Annotated in this window: 11 protein-coding genes; 10 read left to right on the top strand and 1 reads right to left on the bottom strand. The window is 53.5% G+C overall.

Going from position 1 to position 20,852, the window contains the following annotated elements; all coding sequences use genetic code 11:
* Positions 1 to 162: 162 nt before the first annotated feature.
* From ACYVAM_RS01550 to ACYVAM_RS01505, 10 genes are all read left to right on the top strand, one after another.
* The gene (locus tag ACYVAM_RS01550) at positions 163 to 1,419 is read left to right on the top strand and encodes a hypothetical protein (RefSeq protein WP_461063229.1); all 1,257 of its coding nucleotides are present in this window, start codon (positions 163 to 165) and stop codon (positions 1,417 to 1,419) included.
* Positions 1,420 to 1,532: 113 nt separating this feature from the next.
* Entirely contained in the window at positions 1,533 to 2,132 is a 600-nt protein-coding gene (locus ACYVAM_RS01545; RefSeq protein ID WP_461063227.1) for an RNA polymerase sigma factor, read from the top strand.
* 109 nt (positions 2,133 to 2,241) lie between these two features.
* On the top strand, positions 2,242 to 3,357 hold the full coding sequence (locus tag ACYVAM_RS01540; RefSeq protein ID WP_461063225.1) for a FecR family protein: 1,116 nt from the start codon (positions 2,242 to 2,244) through the stop codon (positions 3,355 to 3,357).
* Positions 3,358 to 3,541: 184 nt separating this feature from the next.
* A complete protein-coding gene (locus ACYVAM_RS01535; RefSeq protein ID WP_461063223.1) occupies positions 3,542 to 6,997 on the top strand; it encodes a TonB-dependent receptor in 3,456 nt (1,151 codons plus the stop codon).
* A 42-nt stretch (positions 6,998 to 7,039) separates the two neighbouring features.
* Entirely contained in the window at positions 7,040 to 8,770 is a 1,731-nt protein-coding gene (locus ACYVAM_RS01530; protein ID WP_461063221.1) for a RagB/SusD family nutrient uptake outer membrane protein, read from the top strand.
* Between the two features lie 96 nt (positions 8,771 to 8,866).
* Positions 8,867 to 9,853: a hypothetical protein gene (locus ACYVAM_RS01525; RefSeq protein ID WP_461063219.1), complete on the top strand. Its 987-nt coding sequence runs from the start codon at positions 8,867 to 8,869 to the stop codon at positions 9,851 to 9,853.
* Positions 9,854 to 9,906: 53 nt separating this feature from the next.
* The gene (locus ACYVAM_RS01520; protein WP_461063217.1) at positions 9,907 to 12,093 is read left to right on the top strand and encodes an outer membrane protein assembly factor BamB family protein; all 2,187 of its coding nucleotides are present in this window, start codon (positions 9,907 to 9,909) and stop codon (positions 12,091 to 12,093) included.
* 109 nt (positions 12,094 to 12,202) lie between these two features.
* A complete protein-coding gene (locus ACYVAM_RS01515) occupies positions 12,203 to 13,582 on the top strand; it encodes an enolase C-terminal domain-like protein (protein ID WP_461063215.1) in 1,380 nt (459 codons plus the stop codon).
* A gap of 124 nt (positions 13,583 to 13,706) precedes the next feature.
* Positions 13,707 to 15,611: a hypothetical protein gene (locus tag ACYVAM_RS01510; RefSeq protein ID WP_461063213.1), complete on the top strand. Its 1,905-nt coding sequence runs from the start codon at positions 13,707 to 13,709 to the stop codon at positions 15,609 to 15,611.
* Positions 15,612 to 15,870: 259 nt separating this feature from the next.
* Complete coding sequence (locus ACYVAM_RS01505) at positions 15,871 to 16,179, top strand: hypothetical protein (RefSeq protein ID WP_461063211.1); 309 nt, start codon at positions 15,871 to 15,873, stop codon at positions 16,177 to 16,179.
* 216 nt (positions 16,180 to 16,395) lie between these two features.
* Here ACYVAM_RS01505 and ACYVAM_RS01500 read toward each other — a convergent pair whose 3' ends face one another.
* Positions 16,396 to 20,775 carry an Ig-like domain-containing protein gene (locus tag ACYVAM_RS01500; RefSeq protein WP_461063209.1) on the bottom strand — a complete coding sequence of 1,460 codons (4,380 nt, stop codon included), beginning with the start codon at positions 20,773 to 20,775 and terminating at the stop codon, positions 16,396 to 16,398.
* Between the last annotated feature and the right edge of the window lie 77 nt (positions 20,776 to 20,852).

Below are 20,852 nucleotides of genomic sequence, written 5' to 3'. Positions count from 1 at the left end.
TACAAAACGAAGAGAAGATCAAATATAGGGGCGCGTTCAGTGGAATCACTCTATTTCGAGTATAGATGTGCTGTTATCAGGCTTACTAAATGAAATCGTATCTTTAGGAAATTTTATTACGGTTACGGAAATTACATAAACGGCTAGAAACGAACAGATTAAATGAAAGTAAAGACAGGTAAGGAAGAGATCGGGTACTTACTTGAGAAAGTCATAGAAACCTACGAACGCACGACGGGCCAGCGCATTATACGGAATACAAACCCGAAAAACTACGAGGATATCGCAAGGTTGCTCAGTTCGATCAGCAATGAATTGCCAAACACGGATCAGCAACTGGGCCACGATGCCTATCCGCCCGACCCAAATCCGAAACAGGTCGACTACCCACACCGGAAGTACGACATAACGGGCGTTCAGGTAAAGGATGCCTACAACCAACTCGTGGCCAATCCACGGTCGTTTCTGATCGATGCCTGTTACATTTATCTGTACGGCGTTGGGCGGAAGGGATTTAGTCAAAACCCGCAGGATGCCAATCTCATTGAAGGCGTCGATGCGGCCGTTGCACTACGGCTGGACGAGCAGGAAGCACTCCGGCAGCAGCTGGTCGCCTGCCAGCAGGAAAAAGAAGCGGCAACTACCCAATTGAGGACTTCTTTTCGGAAAAAGACACGGGCCTGGTTGGTTGGTTTACTCGTTTGTCTGACTTTGCTGGGGCTGGTCACCGCTCGCTGGATCGCCGACCGAAACGAATGGGCCACCATCCGCCGTGACCTGAATATCATGCCTTACCAGCCCACGCAGGCCGAAATCGACAGTCTTTCCGGCATTTGGCTGTATTATACGGGGGCGCCCCAGGCGCGGGCCAACGACCCTAACCGGTTTCACCAGGTGGCCAACAACCTCGTAGAAATTAGTTACAAAAACGGGTATTTCATCTTTAACCGGCACGGGGCAAACATCGATCATATCGGCTACATGCAGTTTGAATCACCAGCGCTGGTATCGATTTACTCGCGGGTGAAGAACAAGAGCGGGAACGTCGAGTCGCCCATCCATGCCCTGTTACGCCTGGATAAAGGCAAGAGTTACCTCACCAGCATTGCCACCACCTGGAGCTTCGACATGGGTGATGGTAACGATATGATCGGTATCCGGAATGTGTTCATCAAACAGGGAAAAGGCGGCTCGCTGGAAGAAATTACCAATACGCCCGAGAACGCCAATTGCCATTGTAAGATCATGAAATGGGTACAGCCGAACAAGCGCATCAAAACGTTCCAGTTAAAATACCGCTTGCTGGATACCCTGGCCAATGAATCCTTAAAAGCGCTGATCAACGAGAAAAGTATTCTTCTGCGGGAACCGCGTGAGGGCGTTATTCTCACCCCTGCATTGACGAAGCAAAAATTATAAGCCGCGTAGGAAGAGACTTCATTCAGCAACTTCACAAAAGAAATCTGTTTATAAACCAATATAATAGGACCGTCAATGTCTTTGGTTTGCACAGGCATTCTTGAGAACGTTTTATGTCAGCTGATTTCAAGCCACTGGCTCATCAGGAGCTATGGCACCGCTTTAAAGCAGGCGATGAATGGGCTTTGGGTGAGTTAGCCCGGGAACATTATCCTGGCCTGTATAACTACGGCCTACGGTTGACAACCGATTCCGAACTGGTTTGGGATACCATTCAGGATTTATTTCTGGAGCTCTGGGACCACCGGGAATCGGTAGGGAATGCAGTTTTCGTAAGAACGTATTTGCTGAAAGCTCTGCGCTATAAATTGTTGAAAACCAGAGGCCATCAGCAACCCGTGCATCTGGATGATTTTGAATCCAGCAAGTTGCCGTTTACCGGGTCGATCGAAGAAGAAATAATCGATCATGAAATGCATACAGGGCAAGAGCGTCTGCTGCATCAGTTGATGGCTACGCTGACCAAGCGCCAGCAGGAAGTACTCTACCTGCGGTTCTACCAGAATCTGGACAACCATGAAATTGCACAGATACTGGGAATGGAGCGACAAAGCGTTGCGAACCTACTGTACCGCACGTTCAAAGAACTCCGCAGCCAGTGGTCGCCCGACTTGCTGACAGGCTTACTGTTATTTTTCCTGTCCAATCGCTAAAGCACGAAAATTGCACTCTAGGCGAAAATATTTTTACAATTTTTTGAGTATTGATCGGCGAAGATTAGCACTATAGGACTACAAGCTGTCCAGCGCTCGTTGCTCCGCCATGAACTACACGACATACAACCCCGAAGATTTTCTGTTCGACGAGTCCTTTCGTCAGTGGACAGACGGAACGTCTCCTGAGGCAACGGCTTTCTGGGAGCACTGGGTAAAGCAAAATCCAGACCGGGCGTATGTCGTCAAACAGGCGCAGGACCTCGTCCGCGCGCTGAACGATCATTACCGCGACGACGCCACCGACGCCCGGCTGACCCGCGAGCTGAACCGCCTGATGGAGGTAGCCGCCGAACACCGGGATGCCGAACTGGAAGCGCCGGTCATACCGCTGCAAACGTCATCCTGGTGGCGCTGGGTTGCAGCTGCGGTCGTTCTGCTTACGGTAGGCGCTGCTATCTGGTTCTATAACCAGGTCGGTTCGGGGCAACGGCCTGATTCGTATGCACACCTGACGAAAACGGCCCCCATGCCACTTCAGGAGAAAGTCAATACCAGCAATCATACGATCAATGTGCTGCTCAATGACGGTAGCCTCGTCACGCTGCGGCCAAAGAGCCGCCTGAGTTACCCAAAGCAATTCGACAGGACTAACCGGACGGTTTATCTCAACGGAGAAGCCTTCTTCGAAGTCGTGAAAAATCCGGCTAAACCGTTTCTGATTTATGCCAACCAGACGGTTACTAAAGTGCTGGGAACCAGCTTTCTGGTGCGCGCTTTCGAAGAGGAAAAGGCCGTTGTGGTCACCGTGCAAACGGGCCGGGTATCGGTATATGCCCAGAGAGATTTCGAGAAAGCACAGGCATCGGGCGTGCGCCGTATTCAGGGCGTCATTTTGACGCCGAACCAGGAAATGACCTACAATCTGGATGACAATCGCCTTCAGAAAGCGCTGGTCGAGAAACCCAAAGCGGTAATTCCCGAAGCCGCGAGTCATGAACAGGTATTTGAAGACACTCCCGTGGCTAAAGTCTTTTCAACCCTGGAGAAAACCTACGGCGTCCGGCTCATTTATAACGAGGATGACCTGTCGGCCTGCCTGATCAATTTCACCTTTTCGAATGAGAGCATGCTGGAGCGACTCGATGTCATTTGCCAGACCATCGGGGCGTCGTATGAAGTGCTGGACGGGCAGATTGTCATTACCAGTAAAGGCTGTAAATAATCGTAAAATCCAACGCTACAATCGCCTGCCTATGAAGTAATCACGCCCATTTTCACAAAAAAGCCAGTGATGATTCCGGCATCACTGGCTTCACGTTCACCCTTGTTCGAGACCCTCATCCAGGATGAGGCAGGGGGTTCTTTGTCCATTTATAAAGTCAAATAGCCAAAAAACAAGTAAAAGTATGAAAGAACTTCGACAACCGCTTAGCCTGTTGCGCAGCCTTATGAAATTTACTGTCTATCAGTTACTACTAGCGGCTATGATAGCCGGTCTGGCTGCTGCCCGACCGGTTGAAGCACAGCGAGTTATGGATCAGCATGTTACGCTCCGCGTGAATAACCTGAGTCTGAAAACTGTACTGAATCAACTGGGTCGTCAGGCCGATGTACGCTTTGCCTATCGGTCTGCCCTTGTTCAATTGAATGACCGCGTATCCCTGAATGCTGCGAATCAGCCCCTGGGCGATGTGCTGAATACATTACTGACGGCACACCAACTGATGTATCAGGTAAAGGGGCGGCAGATTATTCTGAATCAGGAGCCTGCGCCCGCAATCATCGAAATGCCGTATGTTAAAGATGCAGCCGCTGCCGATCGGAATCTGTCCGGAACGGTTACGGATGAAGGTGGTAATAAACTCCCCGGCGTAAGCATCGTGGTCAAAGGGACCAACCGCGGAACCACCACTGACGCCAATGGCCAGTTCCGGATGACGTTACTGACCGGCGACGACATCCTGGTCTTTAGCTTTGTCGGTTACCTGTCGCAGGAGGTGACGGTCGGCAATCAGACGGCGTTGAATATCCTGCTGGCGACGGATACCAAGAATCTTAACGAAGTCGTCGTTGTCGGATACGGTACCCAGAAACGGTCGGATCTGACCGGATCCATCTCCTCGGTGAAAGCGGAAGAGGTCAGGAGCCTGCCCGTCCGGAGCGTCAACGAAGCCTTACAGGGCCGGGCTGCGGGGGTTCAGGTAACACGCAACGATGGTGCCCCAGGCAGCAGTTCGGACATTGTCATTCGGGGCGTTGGTTCGATCGGGGGCATGTCTCCGCTGTATATCGTCGATGGGATACGAATGGGAACGGGCAACAATTTCAACCTTCAGGACGTCGAATCCATCGAAATTCTGAAAGATGCCAGCGCTGCTGCTATTTACGGCGCTCAGGCGGCCGGTGGCGTAGTGCTGGTGACGACCAAGCGCGGAACCAGCATGGACAAGATGAAAATCAATTTCAACGCTTACTACGGTGTCCGGAAACCGCTGAATCTCTATAAGATGCTGAATACGGCGGATTACATTACCGCCAAGAAAGCCTTCGGCGTCAGTACCGGCGGCTGGGGCGACCCAAACACCTTGCCCGATAACGACTGGGCAAAGGATCTGTACACCAATGGATCGGATCAAAGCTACTCGCTGTCTTTATCGGGCGCTACGGCTAAAACCAACTATTATATATCCGCCAATTACCAGCGGGAAGGGGGTACAATGATCGACAACTGGTTCGACCGCTATGGCCTGCGGTCGAATGCAGACTTCAAAATCAATAAAAAACTGAAGGTTGGCGAAACGTTATATGCCTGGAAAACGGGTAACAACCCAACGGTAACGACTACATTCCCCTTTCGTTCGGCCCCGGTCGTTCCCATCTACGATCCCACGAATTCGTATGGCGGCTGGGCTAAAACCGGTACGTTTTTCACCGGCCCCAATCTTGTCGGGCAGGAATACCAGAATCACCAGTCGAATGAAACATACGCGCTGGAGGGGAACCTGTATGCCGACTGGGAAATTATCCCCGGCCTTAATCTGCGCTCTACATTTGGGGCCTCGGTCATCAACGTAAAAAATTACAAGTTTACCGAAGCTTATGATTACGGCACTGTAGCAAACCACAATGCCTATTTATATCGTGAAACAAATAATCAGCGCAATCTGACGGCTAACTTTGTACTGACCTATGCTAAAACGGTTGGTCTGCACGAATTCAAAGCCCTGGCTGGCTATGAAGCGTATCAATCTGATTTGAGTTCGTTGAACGCATCCGCCCAGAGTTTTCCATACGTTACGTATAACCTGGCCCTGACCAGCAACCCCAGCAGTTACGTGGCCAGTGGAGGTGAGTTTCCACAAACCCGGTTGCTGTCGCAGTTCGGGCGGATCAACTATACCTACAACAACAAATACCTGCTGACGGCCACGGTTCGCCGGGATGGGTCGGACCGGTTTGGACCGGCCAATAAATTCGGTGTTTTCCCATCGGCGTCGGTGGGCTGGAAGCTGAATGAAGAAGCGTTCATTCGGGATAATCTCACCTCCATTACAAACCTGAAACTACGGGCCAGTTACGGTAAATTGGGTAGTACCAGCAACATTCCCCAGTATACCTATCAGGCGTCGTACGCGGGTAATGGAGGCACCAATAGCATGGGGCTGCCCGATGGCTCCCGGGCAAAAGGCTACGCGTTGACCGCTCAGCTGGCCAACCAGGATATCAAATGGGAGTCGGTCAATCAGACGGATATCGGGTTGGATGTTGGCCTGATGAACAACCGCCTGAACATCACCGTAGACTGGTATAGCCGCCAGACGAACGGGATGATCTATCAGGTTCCTGTGGCCCTCTCGGCTGGTTTCAGCACGACGTCGCCAACCGTCGTTTACACCAACATCGGTCAGATGAGCAACAAAGGGCTCGAACTGGCGGTCGATTACCGGAACAAGAAAGGCGCCTTCACCTACGGCATTACGGCCAATGCGTCGTTCAACACCAACCTGGTTAAAAAGCTGGATGGAGTGAACAACAACCCGATCAATGACGGTACGGCGGGCGATTACCTGGAAAGTACCGTCTCCCGCACCCAGGTGGGCCAGCCGCTGGGCCAGTTTTACGGCTACAAAACGGCCGGTATTTTCCAGAGTGATGCCGAAGTGGCGGCCCTGAACCAGAAAGCTCAGGAAGCCGCTGCGGCCACGGGTGGCACGACGACGGGCGTTTATTATCAGGCGGCTGCCACCGGGGCCGGTGATCTGAAATTCGTGGATATGAATGGAGATGGACGAATTACATCGGCCGATAAAACGTTCATCGGCAATCCCTGGCCCAAAATGACGTATGGCGTTACGTTGAATCTGGCCTGGAAAGGACTCGACTTTTCGGCGCTGTTTCAGGGTATTACCGGTGTCGATGTGTTTAACGGAAACAGATACTATACGCCCATCTTTGTGGGTGATTACAACACCACCCGCGACATTTTCAACACGTCGTATTTCAACGGAAATGGGCTCACCAGTATGCCGCGCGTAGGTTACACGGACGGTTCCGGCAATTATGTTCGTGACCCGAATGCCAACTACACCCGAATTTCGGATTATGCCGTTGAAAGCGGAGCGTTCCTCAAACTGCGCACTGTTCAGCTCGGGTATACCCTGCCCGCTTCGCTCATGAAACAGTGGAAAATGTCAGGCCTCCGGGTGTATGTGCAAGGTCAGAATCTGCTGACGTTCACGAAGTATTCCGGACTCGACCCTGAAGTGCTGGGTCGCAATGGCACGACGGCCCGGGGCGTCGATACTATTTACTCGTATCCCCGCACCTCACTTGTTTCGGCGGGCATTGACGTGACTTTCTAAAAATTATTCACTGCATAACGTGGCATCAAACGACATTTTCTCATGAAAATACTACTCAAACTCGCCCTCTTTGTCTTCGTGCTGGGCATGCTGTCCTGCAAAGAGAGTTTTGTCAATGTGGACAATCCGACGGCTATTTCGACGTCCAGTTACCCTGCTACGGTGGCGGATCTGGAACAGCTGCTGCTGGGTGTTTATGCAACACAGCACGCGCCAAGCTTATACGGGCACAACATGCTGGCCAAGAATACCTATCTGTGGGATCATACGACGGATCTGAGCTGGCAGGGAACGACTACCTGGATTCAACTGGCCCAAAACAATTCACAGCCCAACGATAGCTTTTTGCAGGGAACCTGGCAGGATCTGTGGCGGGGTGTTCAGCGGTGCAATACGCTGCTCGCCAGTATCGAAACGTTCAACACGAAAGCCAATGCGGCCGACGTAGCTTCCGCTAATCTGATCAAAGGGCAAACGCTCTATCTGCGGGCCTGGTATTATTTTTACCTCACCACATTATGGGGTGAAAGTTTCCTTGTAGACGGTCAGGGTGGGGATAAAATGGGCGTACCGCTGCTCACGAAAACAGCGACCAGCCTGCCCGAAACCCAGGTGGCACGGGCAACGGTCAAGCAGTGCTGGGATTTTATCGTTACCGATCTGAAAGCCGCCGAGACCCTGCTGAAGGGGAAAAGCTTTACGGGCGCTACCGACAAATATAAAATAGGCGAATGGGGCGTTAAGGCATTCCTGGGCAAAGTGTACGTGTATACGCAGGACTGGGCGAGTGCAAAAACCTACCTGGGCGATGTCGTCACGAACAGCGGTAAGTCGCTGGTGCCCTTCGATACCTATAAAACCATGTTCAATGGCCAGAATGAGTTCAACTCCGAATCCCTGATCGAGCTCAATCTGAACGTCGATATGACCTATCGCGGTACGGACGACCGCTCGATGGGGTCCAGCATCGGCATGGTCATTGCCCCCACATTTGTTGGACCAAACGGCGCTCAGTCAGCTTCGGCCTGGTCCAACGTGTTTCCGCATGCGAAGAACATCGCCCGGTTTGGCTTCAACCTGGGCCATTATTTTCCGGCAGGAACCGCTACGGCCAATGTGGCCAATGTCGATAAATCATACATCACGCGGTCGGTTGCCGCCCGGGCCAACAAAACGGTGGATCCCCGGCTGTGGGTGGCCTGCCTGCAACCCTACGTGGATTCGATGATCGTGAGTGGGGCCAAAAAGCCGATTTCACACTACCTGGACATTTCCGAAATCGACATGGAAGCCTGGAGCTTCCGGAAATACATCTACCTGAACGGGGCCGAAGGCGAAGTCAATATGGCGAACGGCGACAATATTCTCTGGCTCCGGCTGGCGGATGTCTACCTGCTTTACGCCGAAACCCTGACCCACTCCGGCGACAATGCAACGGCGCTGGAGTATATCAACAAAGTCCGACGACGAGCCTATGGGTATCCCGTCAATACGGCTTCGGCGGTCGATTACAAAAGCCTGACGGATCAGACCAGCGCGCCGGATAATGTGCTGAAAAACGATCCGCTCAAATATGAACGATGGGCCGAACTGTTTGGCGAAGGGCACTGGTGGTTCGACGTCTGCCGCTGGAAGATCGGGGATAAGGAAGCGGCTTATTACCAGCGGGTACGTGGGGGGGCCATCCAGTGGGATGCCACGGATTACGCACAGCCGATTCCGATCAATGAAATCACCTCCAACACCAGTATTAAACAGAATCCGGGTTATTAATGTGGGAGTGGGTGGTGTCGGGTTCTCAAACCCGACACCACTCATTGCCAACCTGATCCTATAATGCTTAATTCGAGTTCATTATCTTCTTAGTTTATGAAGCAGGTATGTCGAGTTTTGGTTTTACTGCTGGGCATGACCAGCGCCGTAGTATTGCCGCCGGTTCCGCAAACGGACCTGTCCAATGGTGTACTTCAGGCGAAACTATACCTGCCCGATCCGGCTCAGGGCTATTATCAGGGCGCTCGCTTCGACTGGTCGGGCGTATTTGCCAGTCTCGACTACAAAGGGCACAGTTATTTTGGGCAGTGGTTCGACAAATACGACCCGAAGCTCCACGATGCCATCAGTGGTCCCGTTGAAGAGTTCACACCGATTGGGTATGACGAAGCTAAGCCGGGTGAGGAGTTTCTGAAAATAGGTGTGGGGTCACTTCGAAAGGCAGCAGATGCGCCATACCGGTTTGCTACGCCCTACGAACCGGTCAATCCGGGTAAGTGGATGGTAGCGAAAGAAAACGATGCGGTCGTGTTTACCCACGAGCTGACCGATGCGGCCGGATATTCCTATCGGTACCGAAAAACGGTAAAACTACTACCCGGCAAGCCGACGCTGGTGCTGGAACATTCGCTGACGAATACGGGCCGTAAACCCATTGAAACGACCGTCTACGACCATAACTTTTTTGTGATCGACAACCAGCCGACGGGCCCTGATTTCTCCGTGACGTTTCCTTTTTCCCTGCAGATCAAAGGCACACCCAGAGGACTGGGAACGATGTTCGAAACACGTACCAACCAGCTGACTTACCTTCGGGAACTCAGCAAAGGTGAAAGCACACATTGCTACCTGACCGGCTTCGGCGATACATCGAAAGATTACGACATCCGGATCGAAAACCGCAAAACGGGCGCGGGTGTACACATTACCGGCGATCAGCCGATTGTGCAACTGGCGTTCTGGTCTATGCCGGTTACCGTGTGCCCTGAACCTTATATCCATATCAAGGCCGATCCCGGTAAGGTGTTTACCTGGAAAATTACGTACGACTATTACGTACAGCCACAGGCTGCGGCCAGGTAAATCACTACCCGCTACCTGCTTTTTTAGTAACCAAGCATGTTTAACCAGACTCTATGAAGTACATCATGCAGCTCGGATCGATTGGGGCGCTTGGCTTGATGCTGGCCGCTATGCATCCAGATCGTGCCGTAGTAACCGCCGATCCGCCGGGTAATACGGACTGGATCAACTACGGCGGCAATAAAGCGGGTAACCGCTATTCGACCCTGACGCAGATCAATACCGGAAACGTAAAAAAACTTGCCGTAGCCTGGACCTACAATGCGGCAGAAGCCGATGGGAAAACGGGTCGTCAGCCAGAGATACAGTGCCAGCCCATCGTGGTCAATGGCATACTCTACGGCACCACACCCAGACTGAAACTCTTTGCGATACAGGCGAATACGGGCAAAGAAATCTGGACGTTCGACCCATTCAAAGACAAACCCGCTCGGTACAATCCGAATCGGGGTGTCATGTACTGGGAAGATGGTGCGGACAAACGGATTCTCTATTCAGCGGGACCAATGCTCTACGCCATCCATGCGCAGACGGGTGAGCCGGTGGCGCAGTTTGGCAAAAATGGCGAAGTCGATTTGCGGGAAGGGCTGATCGATAATCCGAATCAGGATATCACCAAGCTATCGGTTACGGCCACCAGTCCGGGCGTGGTTTACAATGATTTGCTGGTCATGGGCTGCACGGTTTCTGAATATGGAGATGCCGCCCCCGGCCACATCCGTGCGTTCGATATCCGTACGGGAAGGATTCGCTGGACATTCCATACCGTTCCGCAACCAGGCGACGCAGGCTACGAAACCTGGCCGAAAGATGCCTACAAAAAAATAGGAGGTGCCAACAACTGGGCTGGGATGGTTCTCGATGAAAAACGGGGGATGGTCTACCTCGGAACGGGTTCGCCCGCGGTCGATTTCTACGGCGGGAGCCGGGCGGGCCAAAATCTGTATGCCGATTGTATCCTGGCGCTGAACGCCCAAACGGGTAAACTGAAATGGTATTACCAGACCGTCCAGCATGATCTGTGGGACCGTGACATTCCGTGTCAGCCCAATCTGATGACCGTAAAACACAACGGGCGGATGGTCGATGTGGTAGCTCAGTCCACGAAAGACGGCCTGGTCTACGTGCTCGACCGCGATACGGGGGCTTCCTTGTTTCCGGTCGAGGAGCGGGCGGTGCCAACCACGGGGTTGCCTGGTGAGCAGCCCTGGCCCAAACAGAAAGTTCCGCTGAAACCCGCGCCGTTCGCCCGTCAGGTATTCACGGAAACGGACATCACCGACCGTACGCCCGAAGCGCATGCGTTCGTAAAGGCACGGTTCGACAAAACACGTTCCGGTAATAAATTCATGCCCCCAAGTCTGGAAGGAACCCTGTTTTTCGGCATTGGGGGCGGGGCCGAATGGGGCGGCAATGCGGCCGATCCGCAGGGTATCCTGTACCAGAATTCCAACGAAATGGTCTGGGATCTGAAAATGATGGATATGGCAGCCCGAACCGCTGAAATCGCTTCGAAAGGAAGGTCGCTTTATCAGACCAATTGTGCCGCCTGCCACGGTGCCGACCGGAAAGGGAGCGGTGATGCCTATCCGAGTCTGGTCGATGTTGGCAAGCGGTTATCTCCGCCCGAGATACAGGCGATTCTGAAAACGGGGCGGGGGCGGATGCCTTCGTTTGAGCATATTTCCGAGCAGGACCGGAGTACGCTGGTTCGGTTTTTGCTCAATACGGAAGCCAAACCCAGCGAAACGGGCGATCAGCACAGCGCTGCCGCACCGACGGCTGTTGCTGAAAAATCGGAGTTTCCGTATATCCCGCCGTACATCAACAATGGCTGGACCCGCTTCGTCGACCCGGATGGCTATCCAGCGGTAAAACCACCCTGGGGCACGCTCAACGCCATCGACCTGAATACCGGCGAATACCTGTGGAAGGTTCCGTTGGGCGAATTTCCGGAGCTGACGAAAAAAGGAATGCCCATAACCGGCACCGAAAACTACGGCGGGCCGATCGTTACGGAGGGCGGGCTGGTGTTCATAGCCGCTACGTATGACGAGCGCATCCGTGCCTTCGACCGCAGAACGGGCAAAATCGTTTGGGAATACCAATTGCCAGCGGGCGGTTTCGCAACGCCTATTACCTACCAGGTCAATGGCAAACAGTACGTCGTCATTGCGGCTGGTGGGGTAAAAAACGGCCACAAGCCGGGCGGTTCCTACATCGCCTTTGCGCTGCCGTAGCTGTGTTTTTCACGTGAACATTGACAAGGCGTTGCGCTTTGTCAATGTTCACGTTTTATCCACGGTTAACATCATATATAAACTCATTAACCTTTCAAGCGCTAATTCCATGAATACAAACCGTGAATCTTACGAGTCTCAACCTGATCAAAGTCGCCGTGACACGTTAAAAATGCTGGGCTTCGGCTCCACGGCCGGTGTACTGAGCCTCTTTGGGGGCATCTCCACCGCCCAAGCCCGCGAACAGCAAACCAAACCTGCCTACGCCATCGGCGCTCCACCCGTCAAAATTAAATCCGTCAAAGCCATCGCCACCGCCCCACAGGGATCCAACCTCATCGTCGTCAAAGTCGAAACCACCGAACCCGGACTCTACGGCCTGGGTTGCGCCACCTTTACCCAGCGGGCCGCCACCGTCGTGGTCGCCATCAACACTTACCTCAACGAGTTCTGCGTGGGTAAAGACGTCGATAACATCGAGGATATGTGGCAGTCGGCCTACGTGAGTTCCTACTGGCGCAATGGGCCCGTGCTCAACAACGCCCTCTCCGGCCTGGATCAGGCCCTGTGGGACATCAAAGGTAAAAGAGCCAAGATGCCCGTCTACCAACTCCTGGGCGGCAAAGTCCGCTTCGCCATTCCCTGCTACACCCATGCCGGGGGCAACACCCCCGAAGCCACCGCCGACAGCGTCAAGAAGTTCATGGAACAGGGCTTTAAGTACATCCGCATCCAGCAGGGGGGCTACGGTGGGGTGGGCAGCAACGTGGACAAACCCGACTTCAAAGCGGCTGGTTTCGGCTACGAAGGTGACGCCTACATGAACGTGATGGGGTATCTGAAGTCGGTGCCCAAGATGTTCGAGGTTGTGCGCAAGCAGTGCGGAGAAGAGATCGAGCTGTTGCACGATGTTCACGAGCGGGTGCAGCCCATCGAGGCCATCAACATGATCAAGCAGGTGGAAGACTACCGACCTTTCTTCATCGAAGACCCCTTCTCGCCCGAGAACATGAAGTGGTTTGCCCAGCTTCGGCAGACCACCACGGTGCCCATTGCGATGGGGGAGCTGTTCAACAACATCAATGAGTTCAAGGAACCGATGGTTAACCAGTGGTTCGATTACATCCGGATACACGTCTCTCAGATAGGGGGCATCACCCCGGCCATGAAGGTAGCCCGGCTGGGCGAGTGGTTCAACGTGCGCACGGCCTGGCACGGCCCGGGGGACGTTTCGCCGGTGGGTCATGCGGCTCATGCGCACATCGATCTGGCGGTGTGGAACTTCGGCATTCAGGAAGCGGTGGCTTTTTCGGAGAAGACGCAGGCGGTTTTCAGCGGGTGTCCGACGATGGACAAGGGTTATATGTCGGTCAACGAGGTACCGGGTTTAGGCGTGGACATCAACGAGAAGGAAGCGGCCAAGTACCCCATCAGCACCAAGTCCAACTGGCAGGTGCGCCGGATGGACGGTACCATTATACGGCCGTAATACGCAATAAGTATTGAGTAATTCGTCACGTAAAGCCGCTTTCGGATACGTTTCAACATCGAAAGCGGCTTTAGGGATATGTGGATAATAATAAGCGGTTAGCTAAACGATAGAACTGGTGTTCATGAAAAAACGGATATGGCTCTACAAAGGCATCGCCCTATTGTCGCCTTTGCTGATACTGGCACTTCTGGAGGGTCTGTTGCGTCTGTTTGGCTATGGCCATGACCTACGGTTGTTCGTCGAAGATACGCAGCACCAGGACTACTGGGTCATGAATCCCTATGCATCGGAGCGCTATTTTTCCGAAACAGAAAACGCAACGATCGGCAATTTTGAACCGTTTACGAAGCACAAAGCCAAGGGAACGTTACGCCTTTTCGTCCTGGGCGAATCAACTACAATTGGCTATCCGTATATGCACAACGGGTCGTTTCACCGCTGGCTTCAGTATCGGTTGCTGCACACGTTCCCCGACAAGGATGTTGAGGTTATCAACCTGGCACTGACGGCGGTCAATACCTATACCGTTTATGGCTTTGCCAGCGAATTAGCCGATTACGAACCGGATGCCGTACTGGTTTATACGGGTCATAACGAATACTACGGCGCATCAGGCGTTGGTTCTACCAGCACGCTCGCCCACACTCCTGCGGTGATGCGGCTGGTTCTTAAGCTGCGGGAGTTTCGATTGGTCCAGCTCATCAATCAGTGTATAAATGGAATTCGGAAGGCTATTTCTGGACGAGATATTGATTTACGGGAAAACCTGATGAAGCGCATGGCGGCCAACCAGCAAATCCCCTACGGATCCGCTATTTATCAGGCCGGTCTTGATCAGTTTAAAACAAACCTTACGGACCTCTGCTGGCTCCTGAGTGACCAACGGATTCCGGTTTTTATCAGTAATCTGGTCAGTAACGAAAAGGACCTGAAGCCATTCATCAGCCTGCCTGGCCAGGGAGCGGCCTCTGCGCAAGTTCATTATGAACGCGCTAATCAGGCCTACGCAAATGGTGATTTCGCTGGGGCAAGAAAAGAATACATACAGGCTAAAGAACTGGATTTACTGCGGTTTCGGGCTCCGGAGGCCATGAACCAAATCATCCAGGACGTAGCCGGAAAATATCCGGGGGTTACGTTAGTAGACACGAAACGATATTTTGAGGAACACTCACCGCATAGCATTCTGGGGCAGGAGACTCTACTGGAGCACGTTCACCCAAACCTCTATGGATATGCCCTGCTTTCCGAAGCATTTTACGACGCGCTGAGAAAGCGTCAGCTCATTGCGGACGGTGGTAAAAACGAAATGTCGTTGACCAGGTTGCGGCAGCAAATGCCCCTCACGGCAGTGGATTCGCTCAAAGGGGCCTATGAGATCATGATTTTGAAAGAAGGCTGGCCCTTCAACATACCGATGCCACCGGAAGAAAAACGGCCGAAAACCCTCGAAGAGCAACTGGCTGGCGCGCTGGTTGTGAAGCAAATTACCTGGCAGGAGGCCATGAATCAGTTGGTGAACAACTACCTCATGCAACACAAACTGGCACTGGCCCGGCAAGCAACCGAAGCCCTGTCGCTGGAATATCCCTATGACGCGGCTTTATATACGAAGGCCGGAAAATTGTGTTTGAGCCTGAATGAAAATGAGCCCGCGATCGTCTACTTGAAAAAAGCCTTCAGACTGGAGAATTCGTTCGATACAGCCCAGCAGTTATTCATCGCCCTGTTAAAGCTGGATCGCCCCGAAGAAGCATTACCTTACCTTCGCTATGCAGCGACCAACAATCAGACACAGTTTAGCCTTCATGAACTCCAATCGTTTGTTCAACAATTAATTGGAATTAAGCACCAGTTTGCGAAGGATACGACCGATGTGCTATTGAGCAATCAACTGGCGGCTGGTTATCTCAAATTTGCCAATACCGCTGCGGCTTCTAAATATGTAGAAAACACATTGCGAGTTGATGGTCACAATGCCATGGCTCTGCGGTTGAAGCAGCAAATTCACAGTCTGAAAAAATAATTTTGACTGCGTTTGGTAAATCTTACCGAAATAGCAGACTGTAAAACAACTGGCAGAAGCTTCCGGTATAGCCAGCAGCCGGATGAATTTTTGACCAGCAAAAGGGCTAACCCCAAAATAGGGGAGCTGGAACGGACGATAATCGGCACTCTTGGATCTTGCAGAAAGCGCTTACTGAGGCATTGGCCAGATCTAACAATGAGTTCGTACCTGTTGTTAACAGAGATGGGCCGCGATGAATCCGCCCCCAGCTTTACTCATGGAAAACGAGCAGATTAAGAAGAAGATAGTGGCTGATTACAGCACGTTATTGGGCCTCAAGTATGATAGCCCCGATTTAATCAAGGAAAAAATCAGGATTATAGGCGAGCGCATTGACCAGCTTGACCGCTCCAGATCGGAAGAAAAGGCTGTATTCGATCAGGCCGCTAACCTGATCAACGCAGCCCTCACAACGGAGTACATCACCTTTATTGAAGCCTTGACCGAGGAGGATAAAGAAGAGGCACTTGCGCAGGTGAAGCATAAAGTTGCTGAAGCTTGCCAGCTCTTACAAATTCACGCTTGATGAACGGTTTCCCAACGGCCCTGGGGATGTATGTTTTTTTGATCTGAATAGGCAGGAATTAGCGTAAACTGAATAAAAATATAGTTGGCAGGGCTTGGTGAAAGCGACGTCGTTATTGAATACGTACCATACAATAAGGCCTGGCTAACGTTAGCCAGGCCTTATTGTATGGTACGCTATGATGAAGTCAGGATGTTTGTTCAACACCGGACCAGCTTATAGCGAATTAAGAATGCGTATGTAGATGTTGTTGGCCGGATTGGAATCATAGCTGTTGGTCACATCATCATTGACGTTGACCGTCAGGTTGGCCGTGCCCGCACTGGCAACACTAGTCCGGGTCAGAATCAACCCAATCACCGATACACCCCGGGCCGCAATGCCCTGCCCTGCTTTACTAACCAGCGTCAGTTGGCGGGAATTGCCGCCCCGCACCTCCCAGGTCGCATTGTTGACCGCCACCGGGTTCGTGGTGCCGCCCGTCACGTTGATGCTGGTCAGTGTCGGGTCAAAGCCAAAGGTATAGCCAAGGGGGGGCGTTAATGTTAGCACGATGGTTCCGGCAGTGGGTTTGCCCACCTGCTCGGCGATCGTCATGGTCAGGTTGTGGACCGACTCGGGTCCCGAGGCCGCAAAGTTGGACTGGGGTAAGCTCAGGGTAGGCGTCAGGTCGGCCCCACCGGCGATCACAGGCTGGAAGATAAACGTATTCATGGTGGAGTTCGCGCTGATAACCTGTCCGCTGAGTTGGGCCGTGGCATAAAGGCTGTGCAGTCCCTGGGTAAGCGCGATAGGCTGGGTCAGGCTGAAGCTTCCCCCATTGGCGATGGTGGTGCCGATGGGTGTATTGTCCACATACAGCGTCACGGTGCTTCCCGCCGGGGCAGTACCGGTATAAGTTGGCTGGGCGGAGTTGATGGTTGTTCCGTTAGGCGGAGTGAGTAGAACCGGCGTGGCTGTGATGCTTAGCGTAGTGAACGTTTGTACGGTTCCGTAGCTGGTGCCGACGCTATTGATCGCGTAGGCTCTGACCGAGTAGGTATTACCGGGCGTCAGGTTGGTTACGGTGGCCGAGAAAGAGCCGGTATTGGAACCGATGCTGAGTTTGGTATTGGCCGTAGTAGGCGTGCCGTTTCCGGTCAGGTAGACGATTCCTCTTTCCGAAACGGTGGCTCCACCGTCGCTGGTGACGTTGCCGCCCAGGATGGCCGTAGTGGCTGAGAGGCTGGTGGGGGCGTCGGTGGTTACGGTGGCCAGTACCACAGGTCTGGGCGTGATCGTAACATTGATCGATGCCCGGTCACTTTCACAGCCATTCGGGTCTATCTGGCTCACATAGTAGGTAAATGAACCAACTACCGTCGTTGGTGGCGTTGGCGCAATTGTCGAGGCCGTTCCACCTGTAGCATTGGCGCCGTACCAACTGAGTGAATAGTTCGCCGATGCGGTGGCACTTAAGGGAACGGCAGCGGCAAACTGTTCATAGACAACGGGCGTAGTAACCGTTGGTGCTACTGGTTTCGGAATGACCACGACAGTTAGTGTTGCTTTGGGTCCTTCACAACCATCTACGGTCTGGCTAACCGAATACGAGGTTGGCCCAATCACATTGGTCGACGGCGTTATCGACGAAGAGACTTGGCCATTAGGGCTATACCATGTCAACGTTCCCGTCGCGACGGCCGTCAGCGGGGTAGGTACCGAACTCTGGCACAGATTCTGGGGATTAGTTGTTACAGTTGGCGCAACGGGCAACGCTCTAACTATTATGGCAATCGTGCTTCTGACGCTCTCGCACCCTTCGGCATTCGTCTGGCTCACATAATAGGTGGTTGTGCCCACTGTTGAGGTTGGGGGCGTTGGGGGCGTAGACGATCCAATACCACCCGTTGGAGCGGTGTACCACGTCAAATTAGTGCCCGACGTCACCGCCGACGCCAGCGAAACTGGGGTCGAATTCTGACAATAAGACACCGACGAAACGACCGTTGGTGCGGTCGGTGCAGGATTCACGGTTACGGCAATAGACGCCCGACTGCTGCTCTCGCACCCATTGCCATCCGTCTGGCTGACGTAATACTGGGTGTTGCCGGGTGTAGCCGTCCCCGGAACCGTAGCGACTGACGTAGCCGTTCCGCCCGTGGCACTGTTTCCATACCAGCTAAGGGTGTTGCCCGTTATGGGCGTCGCCGATAAGGGGGCCGCCGTCGCAAACTGGCAATAGGTGATAGGCGCCCCACTCACTGTTGGAACTGCGGGTCTCGATACCGTCGTCACCGTGACGCTGGCCCGGGGGCTTTCGCAACCATTTCCATCTGTCTGGCTCACATAATAGGTAATAGGACCCGCCAGTGCCGTAGACGGCGTTACCGGATTGCTTAATGGGCTACCGCCCATGGCAGCCAAGTACCACTTCAGATTTTGGCCATTCGCCGTTAAAGGCTGGGCCGGGGCATTCTGGCAGTAGGTGAGCGTTGCCGGTGTGGGTACCGGAGCCACCGGGAGCGGATTCACTGTGAAGCTAATCGCCGAACGGTCACTTTCGCAGCCGCTGCCGTTGGTCTGGCTGACATAGTACGTACTGGATCCGGTAGCCGTGGTCGACAGCGTAGGGGCAACCGTCGAGCCGGTGCCGCCCGTTGAGGCTGTGTACCATTTTAGTGTACCGGTCGCCGTGACGGATTGCGTCAGGGGAGCGGGCACGCTGTTGAGACAGGCGCTGGCGGCCACTACCGTCGGAGCTGCGGGCTTGGGATTGATCGTCACATTGATTTGGGCCCGTGGGCTCTCACAACCGATGGGGTCTTTCTGACTGACATAGTAGGTGAAGGCTCCATCCGTAGTGGTGGACGGTGTTGGCGCAATTGACGAGGCCGTTCCGCCCTGGTCATTGGTGCCGTACCAACTGAGGGTATTGTTGGCGGTCGATGCGGTGGCACTTAAAGGAGCGGCCACGGTGAATTGACAATAAGTAAGGGGCGTGGTAACGGCCGGACGGGCAGGCAGCGCATTGATGACAACGGGAATGGTGGCCCGTGGCCCTTCACAACCGTTGAGCGTTTGGCTAACGTAATAGTTATTACTCTGATCCGTTGCCGGCGTCAGCGTCGAGAAAGGGGTGCCACCCGAGGCAACGGTATAATAGGTAAGGGTGGCACTGGCCACACCCGTAGCCGTTAACGGCACCGCGGTCGAATTTTGGCAATAGGTTAACAGGCCCGGACTCACCGAAGGAGCCGCTGGATACGCATTCACCGTGTAGGTAATCACCGCCCGATCACTCTCGCAGCCATTGGCATCGGTTTGACTGACGTAATAAGTCGTTGAGCCCGTGCTGCCCGTCGAGGGCGTTGGTGCTACGGTCGAACCTGTTCCACCATTGGCAGCGGTGTACCAGCGCAGATTCGTCCCGGAGGTGACGCCCGTGGCCAGGGAAACTGGTGTTGTTCCTTGGCAAACGCCTACGGGTGTGGTGATCGGAACGACGGGTTTGGGATTGATCATCACGCTGATAGTGGCGACCGGACCGGTGCAGCCACTTACCGTTTGGCTAACCGAATAGAAGGTAGTGCCGGGGGCGCTGGTAGGGGGTGTTGGGGCCGTGCTGCCCAGCGAATTATTGGCGGGACCAAACCAGTTCAGGCTACCACCCGAAACAGGCGTCGCCGATAAGGGGGCCGCTGGTTGGCCCTGGCAATAGATAGCGGGCGAGGTTACGGTTGGGGCCGCCGGACTGGGTTTGATGGTGACTGTAATCGCCGAACGGTCACTTTCGCAGCCACTGCCATTAGTCTGACTTACATAGTAGGTCGTTGACCCTATGCTTCCGGTTGAGGGCGTTGTCGCTACGGTCGAGCCTGTCCCTCCTGTGGCCGTGGCGTACCATTTCAGGTTCGACCCCGAAGTCACCGATGACGCTAAGGAGGGCGCCGTTGAATTCTGGCAATACGACACCGACGAAACGACCGTGGGTTGGGCAGGTTTTGGATTGATGGTCACCGCCAGGGTGGCCCTGGGTCCTTCGCAGCCAGCCGCGCTGGTCTGGCTCACATAATAATTAGTTGTACCGGTAGTAGAGGTGGGGGGCGTGGGAGCCGTGGTGCTGCCGGTACCCCCCGTACTGACGGTATACCATTTTAAATTCTGACCGATTGCCGTTAAGGGAGGCACTCCTGTCGCTCCTACGCAGTAGGCCAGATTCGACACGCCGGGTGCTGAAGGTACTGCATTGATCGTAAATCCGCTACTTCGGGGACTTTCATAGTTGGGACCAGAGACAGGCGTTCTTGTAATGCCTACCGTATAGGTTCCCGTAGGCAGATTGGCAGGAATTGTTGCCGTCTGGGAATAGGAGCCCGGCACCCAGTTGTAGTTTGTCGGCCCTGATAACAGTACAGGCGAGTTGCCGCCGTACAAATATAAAGTGAAGGCTCCAAGCCCGGTGAACGAATGTGCGTAAGAAACCGTGATGGCTGCACCGGCACAGACGGGAGTAGGGGTGACAGAAGTAACGGTAACTTGTTGTGCTTGTGCCGCCTGCCAACATAGCATTGACAAGAATAAAGCACCGATAAATCTACATAAAGGTAACGTCATAAAATGTTGAGTTAAATTTTTGTTGTAAATGTGTATACCATGTACCTCATTCTACAGGTATGTGCATAGTTATCTTT

It is taken from the genome of Spirosoma horti, assembly GCF_054776595.1.
Note: the sequence above shows the minus strand (reverse complement) of the source record. Positions and strands in the feature narration are given on the sequence as shown.